General features: G+C 71.5%; 14 protein-coding genes and 4 tRNA genes. 1 reads left to right on the top strand and 17 read right to left on the bottom strand.

Features of this window, described 5'->3' with window-relative positions:
- Window positions 1–49 precede the first annotated feature (49 nt).
- From secF to HGB54_RS06450, 15 genes are all read right to left on the bottom strand, one after another.
- Complete coding sequence (gene secF, locus HGB54_RS06520; RefSeq protein ID WP_168915719.1) at window positions 50–1,060, bottom strand: protein translocase subunit SecF; 1,011 nt, start codon at window positions 1,058–1,060, stop codon at window positions 50–52.
- On the bottom strand, window positions 1,060–2,871 hold the full coding sequence (gene secD / locus HGB54_RS06515) for a protein translocase subunit SecD (protein ID WP_168915718.1): 1,812 nt from the start codon (window positions 2,869–2,871) through the stop codon (window positions 1,060–1,062). Before secD ends, secF begins: the two co-directional genes overlap by 1 nt.
- Window positions 2,872–2,943: 72 nt before the next feature.
- Window positions 2,944–3,321, bottom strand: coding sequence for a preprotein translocase subunit YajC (gene yajC / locus HGB54_RS06510; protein WP_168915717.1), 378 nt, complete (start codon window positions 3,319–3,321; stop codon window positions 2,944–2,946).
- A gap of 91 nt (window positions 3,322–3,412) precedes the next feature.
- Window positions 3,413–4,426, bottom strand: coding sequence for a Holliday junction branch migration DNA helicase RuvB (gene ruvB / locus HGB54_RS06505; RefSeq protein WP_168915716.1), 1,014 nt, complete (start codon window positions 4,424–4,426; stop codon window positions 3,413–3,415).
- Complete coding sequence (ruvA, locus tag HGB54_RS06500; RefSeq protein ID WP_168915715.1) at window positions 4,423–5,067, bottom strand: Holliday junction branch migration protein RuvA; 645 nt, start codon at window positions 5,065–5,067, stop codon at window positions 4,423–4,425. Before ruvA ends, ruvB begins: the two co-directional genes overlap by 4 nt.
- The gene (gene ruvC, locus HGB54_RS06495) at window positions 5,064–5,645 is read right to left on the bottom strand and encodes a crossover junction endodeoxyribonuclease RuvC (RefSeq protein WP_168915714.1); all 582 of its coding nucleotides are present in this window, start codon (window positions 5,643–5,645) and stop codon (window positions 5,064–5,066) included. The genes ruvA and ruvC overlap by 4 nt, the downstream gene beginning before the upstream one ends.
- Window positions 5,646–5,651: 6 nt before the next feature.
- Window positions 5,652–6,416, bottom strand: a complete 765-nt coding sequence (locus HGB54_RS06490) for a YebC/PmpR family DNA-binding transcriptional regulator (RefSeq protein WP_168915713.1) — start codon at window positions 6,414–6,416, stop codon at window positions 5,652–5,654.
- A 36-nt stretch (window positions 6,417–6,452) separates the two neighbouring features.
- Window positions 6,453–7,064, bottom strand: a complete 612-nt coding sequence (locus HGB54_RS06485) for a hypothetical protein (protein WP_168915712.1) — start codon at window positions 7,062–7,064, stop codon at window positions 6,453–6,455.
- 28 nt (window positions 7,065–7,092) lie between these two features.
- Complete coding sequence (gene pdxT, locus HGB54_RS06480) at window positions 7,093–7,710, bottom strand: pyridoxal 5'-phosphate synthase glutaminase subunit PdxT (protein ID WP_168915711.1); 618 nt, start codon at window positions 7,708–7,710, stop codon at window positions 7,093–7,095.
- A complete protein-coding gene (pdxS, locus tag HGB54_RS06475; RefSeq protein ID WP_168915710.1) occupies window positions 7,700–8,602 on the bottom strand; it encodes a pyridoxal 5'-phosphate synthase lyase subunit PdxS in 903 nt (300 codons plus the stop codon). The genes pdxT and pdxS overlap by 11 nt, the downstream gene beginning before the upstream one ends.
- Before the next feature lie 92 nt (window positions 8,603–8,694).
- A complete protein-coding gene (locus tag HGB54_RS06470; protein WP_168915709.1) occupies window positions 8,695–9,276 on the bottom strand; it encodes an HIT family protein in 582 nt (193 codons plus the stop codon).
- Between the two features lie 14 nt (window positions 9,277–9,290).
- Window positions 9,291–11,198, bottom strand: coding sequence for a threonine--tRNA ligase (gene thrS, locus HGB54_RS06465; RefSeq protein WP_228546008.1), 1,908 nt, complete (start codon window positions 11,196–11,198; stop codon window positions 9,291–9,293).
- A 277-nt stretch (window positions 11,199–11,475) separates the two neighbouring features.
- A tRNA-Val gene (locus HGB54_RS06460) sits at window positions 11,476–11,550 on the bottom strand.
- A gap of 41 nt (window positions 11,551–11,591) precedes the next feature.
- Window positions 11,592–11,662, bottom strand: a tRNA-Cys gene (locus tag HGB54_RS06455).
- Between the two features lie 37 nt (window positions 11,663–11,699).
- Window positions 11,700–11,771: transfer RNA gene (locus HGB54_RS06450), tRNA-Gly, on the bottom strand.
- A gap of 140 nt (window positions 11,772–11,911) precedes the next feature.
- Here HGB54_RS06450 and HGB54_RS06445 point away from each other — a divergent pair.
- Window positions 11,912–11,987, top strand: a tRNA-Val gene (locus HGB54_RS06445).
- A 44-nt stretch (window positions 11,988–12,031) separates the two neighbouring features.
- Here HGB54_RS06445 and HGB54_RS06440 read toward each other — a convergent pair.
- Both HGB54_RS06440 and HGB54_RS06435 read right to left on the bottom strand, forming a co-directional pair.
- Entirely contained in the window at window positions 12,032–13,108 is a 1,077-nt protein-coding gene (locus HGB54_RS06440; protein WP_168915707.1) for a hypothetical protein, read from the bottom strand.
- Between the two features lie 93 nt (window positions 13,109–13,201).
- Window positions 13,202–14,467, bottom strand: coding sequence for an ammonium transporter (locus HGB54_RS06435; RefSeq protein ID WP_168915706.1), 1,266 nt, complete (start codon window positions 14,465–14,467; stop codon window positions 13,202–13,204).
- Window positions 14,468–14,618 lie beyond the last annotated feature (151 nt).

The raw sequence follows: 14,618 nt of genomic DNA, 5'->3' as shown, positions 1-14,618 counted from the left end.
GCGTGATTGTACGCTCGGGCGGCTGTGCGATCCGGCGCGTCGGTGCCGCTCAGCGGACGGCGCCGGAGTCGCTGAGCGCGCGCTGCGTGCGGGCGCCCTGCTTCTGCACCTCGGGCTCGTTCTCACGCAACTGCACGTAGAGCGGGGCCGCGATGAAGATCGACGAGTAGGTGCCGACGATGGTGCCGATGAACAGCGCCAGGGCGATGTCGAACAGCGTGCCCGCGCCGAGCAGCAGCGCCCCGATGATGAGGATGGCCGCGACCGGCAGCGTCGCGATGATCGAGGTGTTGATCGATCGTACGAGCGTCTGGTTGACGGCGAGGTTCACCGACTGCGCGAAGGTGCGGCGCGATTCGACGCCGTCCTCGCCCGTGTTCTCGCGCACCTTGTCGAACACGACGACCGTGTCGTAGAGCGAGTACCCGAGGATGGTGAGGAACCCGATCACCGCCGCCGGCGTGATCTCGAAGCCGAAGACGCCGTAGATGCCCGCGGTGAGCACGAGGTCGTGGGCGAGCGCGATGAGCGCGGCGACCGACATCTTCCAGGTGCGGAAGTAGACCGCCAGCACGAGGCTCGCGAGGGTGAGGAAGACGACGAGCGCGATGAGCGCCTGGCGCGTGATGTCCTGGCCCCAGGTGGCGCCGATGAAGGAGGCGCTGACCTGCTCGGGGGCGACGTCGAACGACTCCGCGAGGGCCGACTGCACCTGGAGGGTCTCCTCCGGGGTGAGCTGCTCGGTCTGGATGCGCACGGAGTCGCCGCCGACGATCGAGACGCGGGGGCTCGAGCCCTCGACGAGCTCGCCGACGACCTCCTCGCCCTGGGCGGTCGCCGCCGCGGGATCCTGCGCGGCCTCGGCCACCGAGGAGACGCGGAACTCGGATCCGCCGCGGAACTCGATGCCGGGGTTGAAGCCGCCGCGCACGACCGTGATGAGCACCGTGAGCACGATGAGCACGAGCGCGATCGCGTACCAGAGCTTGCGGCGGCCGACGAAGTCGATCGAGCGCGCCCCCGTGTAGAGGTCGTTGCCGAATGTGGTGAACCTGCTCATCAGGCGTCCGTCCCTTCGCCGCGCTCCTGCGCCGCCTTGCGCTCGGCGATGGTCTGGCGCTTCTGCGCCTCCCGACTGCTCGAGGCCTTCTTCGTCGCTCCCACCTCGACCGAGGGTCGGAACTGCGCGCGACCCCGGTACACCGCGCCGAGCGCCTTCGGATCGAGGCCGCTGAGGCGGTGCCCGTTCGTGAAGAACGGGGTGCGCGCCACGAGCTGCATGAGCGGGTGCGTGAAGAGCGCCACGACCACGAGGTCGATGACCGTGATGATGCCGAGCGTGAAGGCGAAGCCGCGCACGTTGCCGACCGCGAGCACGAACAGCACGATCGCCGCGATGACGTTGATCACGTCGGAGATGAGGATGGTGCGGAAGGCGCGGCGCCAGCCGGCCTCGACCGCGCCGTCGACGCGGCGTCCGTCGCGCAGCTCGTCCCGGATGCGCTCGAAGTAGACGATGAACGAGTCCGCGATGACGCCGACCGAGATGATGAGTCCCGCGACGCCGGCGAGCGACAGGCGGTAGCCCGACTCGTTCGAGAGGTACGTGATGACCAGGTAGGTGAGGACGCTGGCGATCATGAGCGAGGCGACGGTGACGCCGCCGAGGGCGCGGTACTGGCCGAAGGCGTACAGGACGACGAGCAGCAGGCCGATGAGGCCGGCGATGACGCCGCTCTGCAGCTGCGAGATGCCGAGCGTCGCGGAGATGTTCTCGCTCGACTGCAGCTCGAACCCGATCGGGAGGGCGCCGAAGCGCAGCTGGTCGGCGAGCGTCTGCGAGCTCTCCTGTGTGAAGTTGCCTGAGATCTGCGGATTACCGTCGGTGATCGCGACGTTGGTCTGGGGCGCGCTGATGACGCGGCCGTCGAGAACGATCGCGAACTGGTTGCGCACGCCCTGCAAAGCAACGAGCCGTTCCGTCACAGTGCGGAACTGCTGCGATCCCTCCCCGTCGAAGTCGATGAAGACGCCCCACTCGTTCGTGGTCGCTCCCGTCGAGGAGGGCACGAGGCCCGCCGTGGCGCCATCGATCGCCTCGCCTGTGACCTCCACGGGTCCGAGGATGTATTTGATGTCCTGTTCGCCCTGCTCCTCGCACGTGATGAGGGGCTCGTCGCGGGGGGCGATGTTCGTGCCCGTCTCGTCGAGGGTCGCGCAATCGAAGCCCTCGAACCGCTCTTGCAGCTCCGGCGAGATCCAGTTCAGGTCGCTCGCGTCGGTCGGCTCGACACTCGGGGTGGGGGCCGGGTTCTCCTCGGTCACTCCCTCTTCGGCCGGGCCATCCGGAGCGGCCTCGCTCTCGGCAGACGCGCTCGGCGCGACCGAGGGGTCGCTCGCGCTAGGCAAGGGGCCGGTCCCGTCGGGACTCGGGCTCGCACTGGGATCGGCGCCCTCGTCGATCGTGCTTTGGGAGGCGAGGTCGGCGGCGAGCACCGGACGGAACTCGAGCTGCGCCGATCGGCGGATGCGCTCGAGCGTGGCCTCGTCGGGGGATCCGGGGATGGAGACGACGATGTTCGTGCCGCCCTGGGTGTTGATCTCCGACTCGCTCACGCCCGCGGCGTCGACGCGCTGGCGGATGATCCCAACGGCCTGATCCATCTGCTCCTGCGAGGGCTGCGCCCCCGACTCCAGCTGCGCAGTGAGGATCAGCTGCGTGCCGCCCTCGAGGTCGAGGGCGAGCTTCGGGGTCCACGCGCCGTTGTTGAAGGCGACGCTCGCACCATTGGCGCCGATGAGGGCGACGATGATGACGAGCAGCCAGACCAGGGAGCGCAGGGCCTTGCGCTCGGGAGTGCTTCGTGCCACCTCAGGAACTCATTTCTGCAGGATCGAAAGGGCGCGCCGTGCGATGACGGGCGCGCCGCGGAGCGCTGGGGGCTACTTGTCGCCGGGGCGCTTCTCGTCGCCGACGCTGTCGGCGCTCGACACGTTGAGCTGCGGCGCCTCGTGCTCGGCCGCGTCGGAGTCGACCTCGCCCTCGGCCTCCAGGGCCTCGTCGTCCTCGACGACGCGGGCGAGCGTCTGACGGTGCACGCGCGCGGTCACGCCGGGCGAGGTCTCGATGACCGCGATGTTGTTCTCCTCGTCGACGGAGACGAGGGTGCCGAAGAGACCGAAGTTCGTCATCACCTCGGCGCCGGGGACCATCTTGTCCTGCAGCTCGGCGATGGCCTCCTTGCGCTTCTTCGAGTTGCGGAACATGAAGAAGATGAGCAGGGCCAGGACGGCCAGCATGACGATGGTCAACGGATCCATGGGGTGGTGAGCCTTTCGGGGGATGTCGGCGGTCGTGCCATCACGGCGGTCACCTGCATGCGATGGATGCTCCGGTGCGACCTGCCGTCAACTATAGGTCATGCCCCGAACCGCCCTCGGGCTCGCGCCCGAGGTGCCGCCAGGCCTCCGCGGTCGCGACGCGCCCGCGCGGGGTGCGCGCCAGCAGGCCGGATCGCACGAGGAACGGCTCCACCACGGCCTCGATCGTCTCGGCCTCCTCCCCCACCGACACGGCGAGGGTCGAGAGGCCGACGGGCCCGCCGGCGAAGCGGTCGACGATGACGTGCAGCACGGCGCGGTCGAGCCGGTCGAGCCCCTGCTCGTCGACGTCGTAGAGCTCGAGCGCGGCGCGCACCGCCGTGCGATCCGCCCGCCCGCCGTGCACGAGGGCGTAGTCGCGCACTCGGCGCAGCAGGCGGTTGGCGATGCGGGGGGTGCCCCGGCTGCGCCCGCTGATCTCGTGCAGGGCATCCCCGTCGACGTCGAGGCGCAGCAGCGTCGCGGCCCGCTCGATGACGCGGAACAGCTCGCCGGGCTCGTAGAACTCGAGGTGCGCGGTGAAGCCGAAGCGGTCGCGCAGGGGGTTCGGCAGCAGGCCCGAGCGGGTCGTCGCGCCGACGAGCGTGAAGGGGGCGAGCTCGAGCGGGATGCTCGTGGCCCCCGCGCCCTTCCCGACCATGATGTCGACGCGGAAGTCCTCCATGGCGAGGTAGAGCATCTCCTCGGCCGAGCGGGCCATGCGGTGGATCTCGTCGATGAAGAGCACCTCGCCCGGCACGAGCGAGGAGAGCACGGCCGCGAGATCGCCCGCGTGCTGGATGGCCGGGCCGCTCGTCATGCGCAGCGGGCGGCGGCCCTCGTGGGCGACGATCATCGCGAGCGTCGTCTTGCCGAGCCCGGGCGGGCCGGCGAGCAGGATGTGGTCGGGGGCCCGGTTCTGCAGCACGGCGGCCTGCAGCAGCAGCTCGAGCTGCCGGCGCACCTTCTGCTGCCCGACGAACTCGTCGAGGCTCTGCGGTCGCAGCGCGCCCTCGAAGGCGAGCTCGGTGTCATCGGCCTCGGGCCGGCGGATCTCGTCGCTCACGAGCGCGCTCCGCGCTCATCGGGGCGGGATGCCCGCGGCCCCAGCTCGGCGAGGGCGCGCCGCAGCAGCACGGGCAGCGGCTGCGCCTCGGCACCGGCCTCCGCGTTGAGCACGCTCTCGGCGGCCTCGATGGCGCTGCGCTCGGGCCAGCCGAGGCCCGTGAGGGCGTCGACGAGCGCGCCCGCGGTGCGGGTCGAGGCGCTCTGGGGCGGAGCGCCGACCACGGGCGGTGCCCCGGCGGGCGCGACGACCTTGCCGGCGAGCGTCACGACGATGAGCTTGGCGGTCTTCGGACCGATGCCCGAGACCTTGCGGAACGGTGCGTCATCGCCCTCGGCGATGGCGCGGGCGATCGCGGCGGGCTCCATCTGCCCGAGCACGCCGAGCGCCGACTTCGGGCCGACGCCGCCGACGGTGCGCAGCAGCTCGAACAGGCCGAGCTCGAGCTCGTCGACGAAGCCGAACAGGCTGATGTCGTCCTCGCGCACGATCATCGCGGTGCGCAGCTGCACCGTCTCGCCGAGGTGCAGCTCGAGCGCGTGGCGCTCGGAGATCGCGACGCCGTACCCGATGCCGTTCACCTCGACGACGGCGCGCGAGGTGCCGAGCGAGACAAGGGTTCCGCGGAGGCTGGCGATCACCCCTCGACCCTAGGGGCGGCCGCCGACTTCTCGGCCGCGCGCCACGCTCGCTGGGCGGGCGTGAGCTGATCCGGCCCCGCCACGCCGGCGGGGGCGACCGCAGCGCGGCGCCACCCGTGGCAGATCGCGAGCGCCAGGGCGTCGGCGGCGTCGGCGGGCGTGGGCGGGGCATCCAATCGCAGGATGCGCTGCACCATGGCCGAGACCTGCTTCTTGTCGGCGCCGCCGTGGCCGGTGACCGCGGCCTTGACCTCGCTCGGCGTATGCAGCGCGACGGCGAGCCCGCGGGCGGCGGCCGCGCTCAGCACGACGCCGCTCGCCTGGGCCGTGCCCATGACCGTGCGCACGTTGTTCTGCGCGAAGACCCGCTCGAGCGCGACGACGTGCGGGGCGTGCTCGTCGAGGAGGGCGGCAACCCCCTCAGCGATCGCGAGGACGCGCTGCTCGAGCGGCGTCGCGGGGTCGGTGCGGATGACGCTGACGTGCACGAGGGTCGCCCCGCGGTCGGGCGCGATGTCGACGACTCCGACGCCGCAGCGCGTCAGCCCGGGGTCGACGCCGAGCACCCGCAGGGCCACGGGCGCCTACTCCTCGTCGTCGTCGAGCGCCGCGCGCACCTCGGGGGTCAGGGAGACGTTCGTGTAGACGTTCTGCACGTCGTCGAGCTCGTCCATCGCGTCGACGAGGCGGAACAGCTTGCGCGCCGTGTCGGCGTCGGCCTCGATCTGCACGCTCGCGACGAACTCGGCCTCGGCCTCGTCGTACTCGATGCCGGCCTCGGTGAGGGCCGCGCGGGCCGCGGTCAGCTGCGAGGGATCGGTGACGACCTCGAAGCCGCCGCCCTGGTCGACGACCTCCTCGGCGCCCGCGTCGAGCACGGCGAGCAGGATGTCGTCCTCGGTGACGGCCTCGGTCTTCGTGATCGAGATGACGCCCTTGCGGGCGAAGTTGTAGGCGACGCTGCCCGGGTCGGCCATGGTGCCGCCGTTGCGGCTCATCGCCGTGCGCACCTCGGCCGCCGCGCGGTTGCGGTTGTCGGTGAGGCACTCGATGAGCAGGGCCAGACCGCCGGGGCCGTAACCCTCGTACATGATGGTCTGGTAGTCGACCGAGTCGCCCGTGAGGCCCGCGCCGCGCTTGATGGCGCGGTCGATGTTGTCGTTCGGCACCGAGGTCTTCTTGGCCTTCTGCACGGCGTCGACGAGCGTCGGGTTGCCGTTCATGTCGGCGCCGCCGATCTTCGCGGCGACCTCGATGTTCTTGATGAGCTTCGCGAACGACTTGGCACGGCGGCTGTCGATGATCGCCTTCTTGTGCTTCGTCGTCGCCCACTTGGAATGGCCGGACATGGGGCTCCTTCAACGCTGGGGGACAACCGCCCCAGTCTAGGGCAGGGCGTCCGCGCGGATGCCGGCGCGCTCGAGCTCGAGGGCCGCGAGCGCGCGGATCACTCCGGCGTCTCCGGCCCGGTAGGCCGACCCGGGGTCGGGATGCACGGCCGTGAGCCGGCGCAGCGGCGCGGTCGCGACGGCGCGCGCGGCGAGGGTGTCGGCGCCGAGGCCCGCGGCGAGCATCCGGCGCACCCGGCCCGCTCGGCGCACGAAGCGGATGCGCGGCAGCAGCCACACGAGGGCGATGATCGCCAGCGGCACGAGCACGGCGACCGCCCCGACCGTCTGCGCGACCGTCTCGACGAGATCCTGCTGGCCCCGCCCGGCGTCGACGACCGCTCCCCCGGCGCCCGCGGCGGCGTCGAGCGGCGCGCGGATGCCCTCGCCGATGAGCGGCACCCCGCCCAGCTGCTCGGCCGCGTCGCCGAGCCCGTCGCGGAACGAGCCGCCCGCCGCCTCGAGGTCGCGCCCGAACTGCGCGAACGAGCGGATCGCGGCGGCGAGGGCGAGGGCGGTCGTGATGCTGACGACGACCAGCACGAAGGCGACTGCATCGGCGGCGATCTGCGCCGTGCGCCGGCGCGGGTAGTCCGAGTAGAGCTGCACGAGCCCATGGTGCCCCGAGGGGCGCGGCTCAGCGGCGCGACGCGGCGGCGGAGCGCACCTTCTCGAGGAACCGGCGGTGGAAGCGGTCCTCCCCCTCGACCTCGGGGTGGAAGGAGGTACCGAGCAGCGGGCCCTGCTCGACGGCGACGATGCGGCCGTCGTCGAGCCGCGCGAGCACCTCGACGCCGGCGCCGACGCTCTCGACCACGGGCGCCCGGATGAAGGTCGCGTGCACGGGGGCCTCGCCGAGGGCGGGCACGTCGAGGTCGGTCTCGAACGAGTCCGACTGGGATCCGAAGGCGTTGCGGCGCACGACCGCGTCCAGCCCGCCGAGCGACTGCTGCCCCGCGATGGGGTTCTCGATCGTGTCGGCGAGCAGGATGAGGCCGGCGCAGGTGCCGTAGACGGGCATCCCCTCGGCGATGCGGGCGCGCAGCGGCGCCTGCAGACCGAAGAGCCGGACGAGCTTGTCCATGACGCTCGACTCGCCGCCGGGGATCACGAGGCCGTCGACGCGCTCGAGGTCGGCGGGCCGGCGCACCTCGACGGCCTCGACCTGCAGGGTGCGCAGCACCGAGAGGTGCTCGCGCACGTCGCCCTGCAGGGCGAGGACGCCGACGGTGACGGGCGGGGTGCTACCAGCCACGCTCGGCGAGGCGGTGCGGGGCGGGGAGGTCGGCGACGTTGATGCCGACCATCGCCTCGCCGAGGCCGCGCGAGGCCTCGGCGATGACGTCGGCGTCCTCGTACGCGGCGGTCGCCTTGACGATGGCGGCGGCGCGGGCTGCCGGGTTGCCCGACTTGAACACGCCCGAGCCGACGAAGACGCCGTCGGCGCCGAGCTGCATCATCATCGCGGCGTCGGCCGGGGTGGCGACGCCGCCCGCGGTGAAGAGCACGACGGGCAGCTTGCCGGTGCGCGCGACCTCGGCGACGAGGTCGTAGGGCGCCTGGAGCTCCTTGGCGGCGACGTACCACTCGTCGGGGGTCTTCGCCGCGAGCGCGCGGATCTCACCGAGGATGGTGCGGATGTGCTTGGTCGCCTCGGAGACGTCGCCCGTGCCGGCCTCGCCCTTGGAGCGGATCATCGCCGCGCCCTCGGTGATGCGGCGAAGCGCCTCGCCCAGGTTGGTCGCGCCGCAGACGAAGGGCACCGTGAAGTCCTGCTTCTCGATGTGGTTGACGTAGTCGGCGGGGCTCAGCACCTCGGACTCGTCGATGTAGTCGACGCCGAGCGACTGCAGCACCTGCGCCTCGACGAAGTGGCCGATGCGGGCCTTCGCCATGACGGGGATGGAGACGGTCGCGATGATCTCGTCGATCAGGTCGGGGTCGCTCATGCGGGCGACGCCGCCCTGCGCGCGGATGTCGGCCGGCACGCGCTCGAGGGCCATGACGGCCACGGCGCCCGCGTCCTCCGCGATGCGCGCCTGCTCGGCGTTGACGACGTCCATGATCACGCCGCCCTTGAGCATGTCGGCGAGGCCGCGCTTGACGCGGGGGGTGCCCTGGATGCCCGGGGAGGTGGTCTCGCTCATTGCGTGTGTGCCCTTTCATCCGCGCCGGGATTCGGCGCTGTCAGACGCGCGCGAGGGGCGCGCGGAGTGGTGTGCGTGGCGGCGGGCCGAGTCTACTGCGCGCTGTCTGAGGGCCAGGCGCGCGCGATCTCGTCGCGCACCTCCCCCAGCAGGCGGGGCACGGCCTTGGTGCCGGCGATGATGGGGAAGAAGTTCGAGTCGAGCGCCCACCGCGGCACGATGTGCTGGTGCAGGTGCGCCGCGATGCCCGCCCCCGCGATGCGGCCCTGGTTCATGCCGATGTTGAAGCCCTGGCAGTGCGCCGTCTCGGTGAGCACGCGCATCGCGGTCTGCGTGAGCGCGCCGATCTCGGCGACCTCCGCAGGGCTGGCCTCGTCGTAGGTCGCGATGTGGCGGTACGGGCAGACCAGCAGGTGGCCGCTGTTGTACGGGAACAGGTTGAGCAGCACGTAGGCGTGCTCGCCCCGTGCGACGATGAGCGCCTGCTCGTCGGGCATCTCCGGCGCACGGCAGAAGGGGCAGGCGTCGTCCTCCGGCTGCTGGCCGTTCTCGATGTAGACGAGGCGGTGCGGGGTCCACAGGCGCTGGAACGCGTCGGGCACCGCCGCGAACGCGGCGCCCGGCTCGGCGTCGACGCCGTCGAGCGAGGGGGGCGGGGCATCCGTACCGGTCATGAGGGGATGCCCGCCTACAGCTCGGCCGACCGCGAGGCGATCGTGCTCGTGATGCGGGCGATCGCCTCGGCGACGGGCACGCCGTTCACCTGCGTGCCGTCGCGGAAGCGGAAGCTCACGGCGCCGTTCGCGACGTCCTCCGCGCCCGCGAGCAGGAGGTACGGCACCTTGCCCGTGGTGTGCGTGCGGATCTTCTTCTGCATGCGGTCGTCGGAGCGGTCGACGTGCGCCCGCACTCCCGCGGCACGCAGCTGCGCGATGACGTCCTCGAGGTGCTCGGCGTGATCCTCGGCCACGGGGATGCCGACGACCTGCTCGGGCGCGAGCCAGGCCGGGAACGCGCCCGCGTAGTGCTCGAGCAGGATCGCGAAGAAGCGCTCGATCGAGCCCAGCAGCGCGCGATGGATCATGACGGGCTGCTGGCGCGTGCCGTCGGTCGCGGTGTACTGCAGGTCGAAGCGCTCGGGCTGGTTGAAGTCGAGCTGCACCGTCGAGAGCTGCCAGGTGCGGCCGATCGCGTCGCGGGCCTGAACCGAGATCTTCGGGCCGTAGAAGGCCGCTCCCCCGGGATCGGGCACGAGCTCGAGGCCCGACTCGATCGCGACCTCGCGCAGGGTGTCGGTCGCCTGGTCCCAGACCGCGTCGTCGCCGACGTACTTCTCCGGGTTCTTCGTCGAGAGCTCGAGGTAGAAGTCGTCGAGGCCGTAGCCGCGCAGCGTCTCGAGCACGAACTGCAGCTGGCTCGCGACCTCGGCCTTCACCTGGTCGGGCGTGACGTAGATGTGGGCGTCGTCCTGGGTGAGGCCGCGCACGCGCGTGAGGCCCGAGAGCGTGCCGCTCTTCTCGTAGCGGTAGACGGTCCCGAACTCCGCGAGCCGCAGCGGCAGCTCGCGGTAGCTGCGCCCGCGCGCCCGGAAGATCAGGTTGTGGAACGGGCAGTTCATCGGCTTGAGGTAGTAGTTCTGCCCCTGCTTGGTGACGTTGCCCTCGGCGTCGCGCTCCTCGTCGAGGTGCATCGCCGGGAACATGCCGTCCTCGTACCACTGCAGGTGGCCGCTCGTCTCGAAGAGCTGGCCCTTCGTGATGTGCGGCGAGTAGACGAGCTCGTAGCCGTTCTCGACGAGGCGCTCGCGCATGTAGTCCTCGATCTCGGCCCGGATGATGCCGCCCTTCGGGTGGAACACCGCGAGGCCCGAGCCGATCTCGTCGGGGAAGGAGAACAGGTCGAGCTCGACGCCGAGCTTGCGGTGGTCGCGCTTCGCGGCCTCCTCGAGGCGCGACTGGAACGCGCGCAGCTCGTCCTTGGACGGCCAGGCCGTGCCGTAGATGCGCTGCAGCTGCGGGTTCTTCTCCGAGCCGCGCCAGTAGGCGGCGGCGACGCGCTGCAGGGCGAAGCCGTTGCCGATCATGCGCGTGCTCGGCAGGTGCGGGCCTCGGCAGAGGTCCTTCCAGTGCACCTCGCCCGAGCGAGGGTCGACGTTGTCGTAGATCGTCAGCTCGGCGCCGCCGACCTCGACGCTCTCGCCGTCCGCGCCCTCGGCGGCCGCACCCTTGAGCCCGATGAGCTCGAGCTTGTACGGCTCATCAACGAGCTCGGCGCGGGCCTCGTCCTCGGTGACGACGCGGCGAACGAAGCGCTGGCCCTGGCGGATGATGCGCTCCATCGCCTTCGTCAGCTCCTTGAGCTGCTCGGGCGTGAAGGGCTCGGCGACGTCGAAGTCGTAGTAGAAGCCGTCGGTGACCGGCGGGCCGATGCCCAGCCGCGCCTCGGGGTTGATCTGCTGCACCGCCTGGGCGAGCACGTGCGCGGCCGAGTGGCGCAGGATGGCGAGGCCGTCGGGCGAGGAGATCGTCACGGGCTCGACGAGGGTGCCGGGCTGAACCCGGTGCGCGAGGTCGCGCAGCTCGCCGTCGACGCGCATCGCGACGACCGAGCGGTCCGCGAACAGGCCGAAGCCGTCGGTCTCCTCCGTCGCCGTGACGGGTGCCGGGGCGTTGGTCGTCGTGGCCGGCGCGCCCTCGGGCGAGGGGGCGGCGGGATGCTCGGCGACGGGCTCGGACACGGTGCTCCTCAGGACGGGCGGCAGGGACCGTACGAGCCTACCGGCGGCGGCCGCGCGCGATCATCAGCGGGATCGGGACCCACGGAATGCGAAAACCCCCGGTCAGGCCGGGGGCTTCGAGTGTTAGGAGCTGTGCTGGTGGGCGATACTGGGATCGAACCAGTGACCTCTTCCGTGTCAGGGAAGCGCGCTACCGCTGCGCCAATCGCCCATCGTGTGATGGTGTGCTGCCGGTGGTGCATGGCAGCGGTGAGGTGGCGACGGGATTCGAACCCGTGTGCACGGCTTTGCAGGCCGCTGCCTCGCCTCTCGGCCACGCCACCGTGGGCGGGGCCCCGCGTTACCGCGAGGCCCTACTCGAGCGGATGACGAGATTCGAACTCGCGACCCTCACCTTGGCAAGGTGATGCGCTACCACTGCGCCACATCCGCATGTCACCCGCCGTTTCCGGCGTGCGTTGAAACCATAGCCGACCCGTGATGAGGATGCCAAACCGAGCGGACCGGGCGTGTCCTCCCCTCCTCCCGTGGTGCTGAGCAGGGCCTCCGGATATGGCAGGATGGGAGCCGACGGGCGATTGGCGCAGTTGGTAGCGCGCTTCCTTCACACGGAAGAGGTCATCGGTTCGAGTCCGGTATCGCCCACCACTCCCGCTCATGCTCCTCGCAGCCCGTTCCGTGCCGAGCCGGACTCAGCGCCCGTCGTCGGCCGTCTCGATCGCAGCGCGCCGCCGCCGAGCCGACCAGTGCGCCGCCGCCTCTCGGACGACCGCGGCGAGGGCCCAGCACGGGAGGGCCAGCACGGCGCTCGCGAGCCCCGTTCCCATGACGGCCCCGATCTGACCGGCGGTGAGCACGAGCGTGCCCGTTGCGGCCAGTCCGAAGCCGTCGGCGAGCAGCGACGTGACGACGCCTCCCGCCAGCGCGGCGGCGATGACGGCGCGGGATGCTCCCGGCCCCACCCCCGCGCCGTTGCGACGGTGATCGCCGCGCGCGGCCCCCGCCGCCAGTCCGCCGAGCACGGCCGTCGCGACCAGCGCCACCGGGGCGAGGAACGGTGCGCCGACCCCGATCACCGCCCAGCCGGCGACAACGCCCCCGACGAGGCCCTCGGGTGTGAAGCGCGCCCAGCGGATGCGCTCCATCACCACCCAGGCGACGGTCGCGAGCAGGATCCCGAGGGCTCCGTTGGCGAGGATCCGCCCCGTCGCCTCGTCGATGACCCGTTCGACGCCGACGAGCCACCCGAGCGCACCGACGGCGACGAGCGCGGACCCCAGGGCGGACCGGCGCGGGGAGGCGCGAGGGCGGTCGGGCACCGCGCTGCGCGCGGGGAGCAGGGCGACCACCAGCAGGGCTGCAGCGGGTGCCACGTGGGTGGCGACGACTCCGGCGTAGTCGATCGCACCGAAGACCGTGGAGACGATGGACGGGTACTCCCCCAGCACGGCGGCGAGAGCGACCGGACCGATGAGCGCCCCGTAGCCCGCGGCGAACACGGCGCCCCCGACGCGGCCGAGTCGCGCCATCGCCAGCAGGGCGACCACCGCGGTCACCGAGGCGGCGAGGACGGCATCGAGGAGGCGGGCGGGGGGATCCGCGAGGTGCCCGACGGCGGCGGCGGAGAGCAGCGGGGCCGCTCCCCCGACGACGCCCGAGGCGACGGCGGCGACACGATCGGCGCCGACGACGGGCAGGACGAGACCGACGCCGAGGGGGATGAGGAGGACGAGAGCGGAGCAGAGCAGCTGCAGGAGCGGATCGCTCATCGGGGCTCCTCGTGCTCGGCCGCAGGCAGACGAAGGCGGGGCGCTGCTCTCTGTGGGTAGAGTAGCGCCCCGCCGGGTGGTGCGTTCGGACCGTTAGCGGGTCTCGAGCACGTAGCCCTCCTCGCCGTGGACGACGGGGTCGATGCCCGCGAGCTCGTCCTCCTGCGTGACGCGGAAGCCCATGGTCTTCTCGATCGCGAGGCCGATGATGTAGGCGACCACGAAGGAGTAGATCATCACCGCGAAGGCGGCGATGGCCTGCTTGCCGAGCTGCTCGGCACCGAAGCCGAAGAAGAGGCCGACGCCCTCGCCGAGGAGGCCGATGTAGAGCGTGCCGATGAGACCGCCGACGAGGTGGATTCCCACGACGTCGAGCGAGTCGTCGAAGCCGAGCTTGAACTTCAGGTCGACGGCGAGCGCGCAGAGCACACCGGCGACGAGCCCGAGCACGATCGCCCAGAAGGGGGTCAGCACGGCGCAGGCCGGGGTGATGGCGACGAGGCCCGCGACGGCGCCCGAGGCGGCGCCCACCGAGGTGGCCTTGCCGTCCTTGATCTTCTCGATGATGAGCCAGCCGATGATGGCGGCGGCGGGGGCGGCGATCGTGTTCATGAAGGCGATCGCGGCGATGCCGTCGGCGGCGAGCTCGGAGCCGGCGTTGAAGCCGAACCAGCCGAACCAGAGCAGGCCGGCGCCGAGGAGCACGAACGGCGGGTTGTGCGGCACGTGCGCGCCCTTGGCGAAGCCGATGCGCTTGCCGAGCACGAGGGCGAGCGCGAGCGCCGCCGCTCCGGCGTTGATGTGCACCGCGGTGCCGCCGGCGAAGTCGATCGCGCCGACCGTGTAGGCGATCCAGCCGCCGTCGACGACGCTGCCGTCCTCACCGAGGGTGAAGTTGAAGACCCAGCTGGCGACCGGGAAGTACACCAGCGTCGCCCACAGGCCCGCGAAGACCATCCAGGCGCCGAACTTCGCGCGGTCGGCGATGGCGCCCGAGATGAGCGCCACGGTGATGATGGCGAACGTCGCCTGGAAGGCGGCGAAGGCGATCAGGGGGAAGCCGCCCTGCGGGTCGCCGGCCTCGGCGTACACGCCCGCGAGTCCGATCTCCGCGGTGTCGATGCCGAGGATGCCGTCGACGCCGACGAAGCCGCCGACGCCCTCGTTGGAGAACGTGATCGCGTAGCCGTAGAGCACCCAGAGGACTCCGATGAGGGCCATCGCTCCGAAGCTGAGCATCATCATGCTGATCACGCTCTTGGCCTTGACGAGTCCTCCGTAGAAGAACGCGAGACCGGGAGTCATGAGCAGGACGAGTGCTGCGGCGAACAGGAGGAAGGCGGTGTTGCCCTGATCCATGTCGAACCTCTCTTGTACCGTGGGAAGGACGGCCCGGCTCGGGGATCCGCGGGTCGTGGATCCCCCGACGAGGTCGGGCGCGTCCTCAGTGTCCGTGCGAGAGGTTTCGGCGGGAGTGTCGCCGTGTTTCCCGAGTGTTACGCGATCCGCC

Source organism: Microcella flavibacter, from assembly GCF_012530535.1.
GTDB classification, from domain to species: domain Bacteria; phylum Actinomycetota; class Actinomycetes; order Actinomycetales; family Microbacteriaceae; genus Microcella; species Microcella flavibacter.
Note: the sequence above shows the minus strand (reverse complement) of the source record. Positions and strands in the feature narration are given on the sequence as shown.

What these genes read in the sequence shown, in the direction of transcription:
- secF (WP_168915719.1), bottom strand. Translation starts at nt 1,060, where the DNA reads ATGAGCAGGTTCACCACATTCGGCAACGACCTCTACACGGGGGCGCGC.
- HGB54_RS06470 (WP_168915709.1), bottom strand. Translation starts at nt 9,276, where the DNA reads ATGACCGGTACGGATGCCCCGCCCCCCTCGCTCGACGGCGTCGACGCC.
- thrS (WP_228546008.1), bottom strand. Translation starts at nt 11,198, where the DNA reads ATGCGCGTCGACGGCGAGCTGCGCGACCTCGCGCACCGGGTTCAGCCC.
- HGB54_RS06435 (WP_168915706.1), bottom strand. Translation starts at nt 14,467, where the DNA reads ATGGATCAGGGCAACACCGCCTTCCTCCTGTTCGCCGCAGCACTCGTC.
- yajC (WP_168915717.1), bottom strand. Translation starts at nt 3,321, where the DNA reads ATGGATCCGTTGACCATCGTCATGCTGGCCGTCCTGGCCCTGCTCATC.
- pdxS (WP_168915710.1), bottom strand. Translation starts at nt 8,602, where the DNA reads ATGAGCGAGACCACCTCCCCGGGCATCCAGGGCACCCCCCGCGTCAAG.
- HGB54_RS06490 (WP_168915713.1), bottom strand. Translation starts at nt 6,416, where the DNA reads ATGTCCGGCCATTCCAAGTGGGCGACGACGAAGCACAAGAAGGCGATC.
- HGB54_RS06440 (WP_168915707.1), bottom strand. Translation starts at nt 13,108, where the DNA reads ATGAGCGATCCGCTCCTGCAGCTGCTCTGCTCCGCTCTCGTCCTCCTC.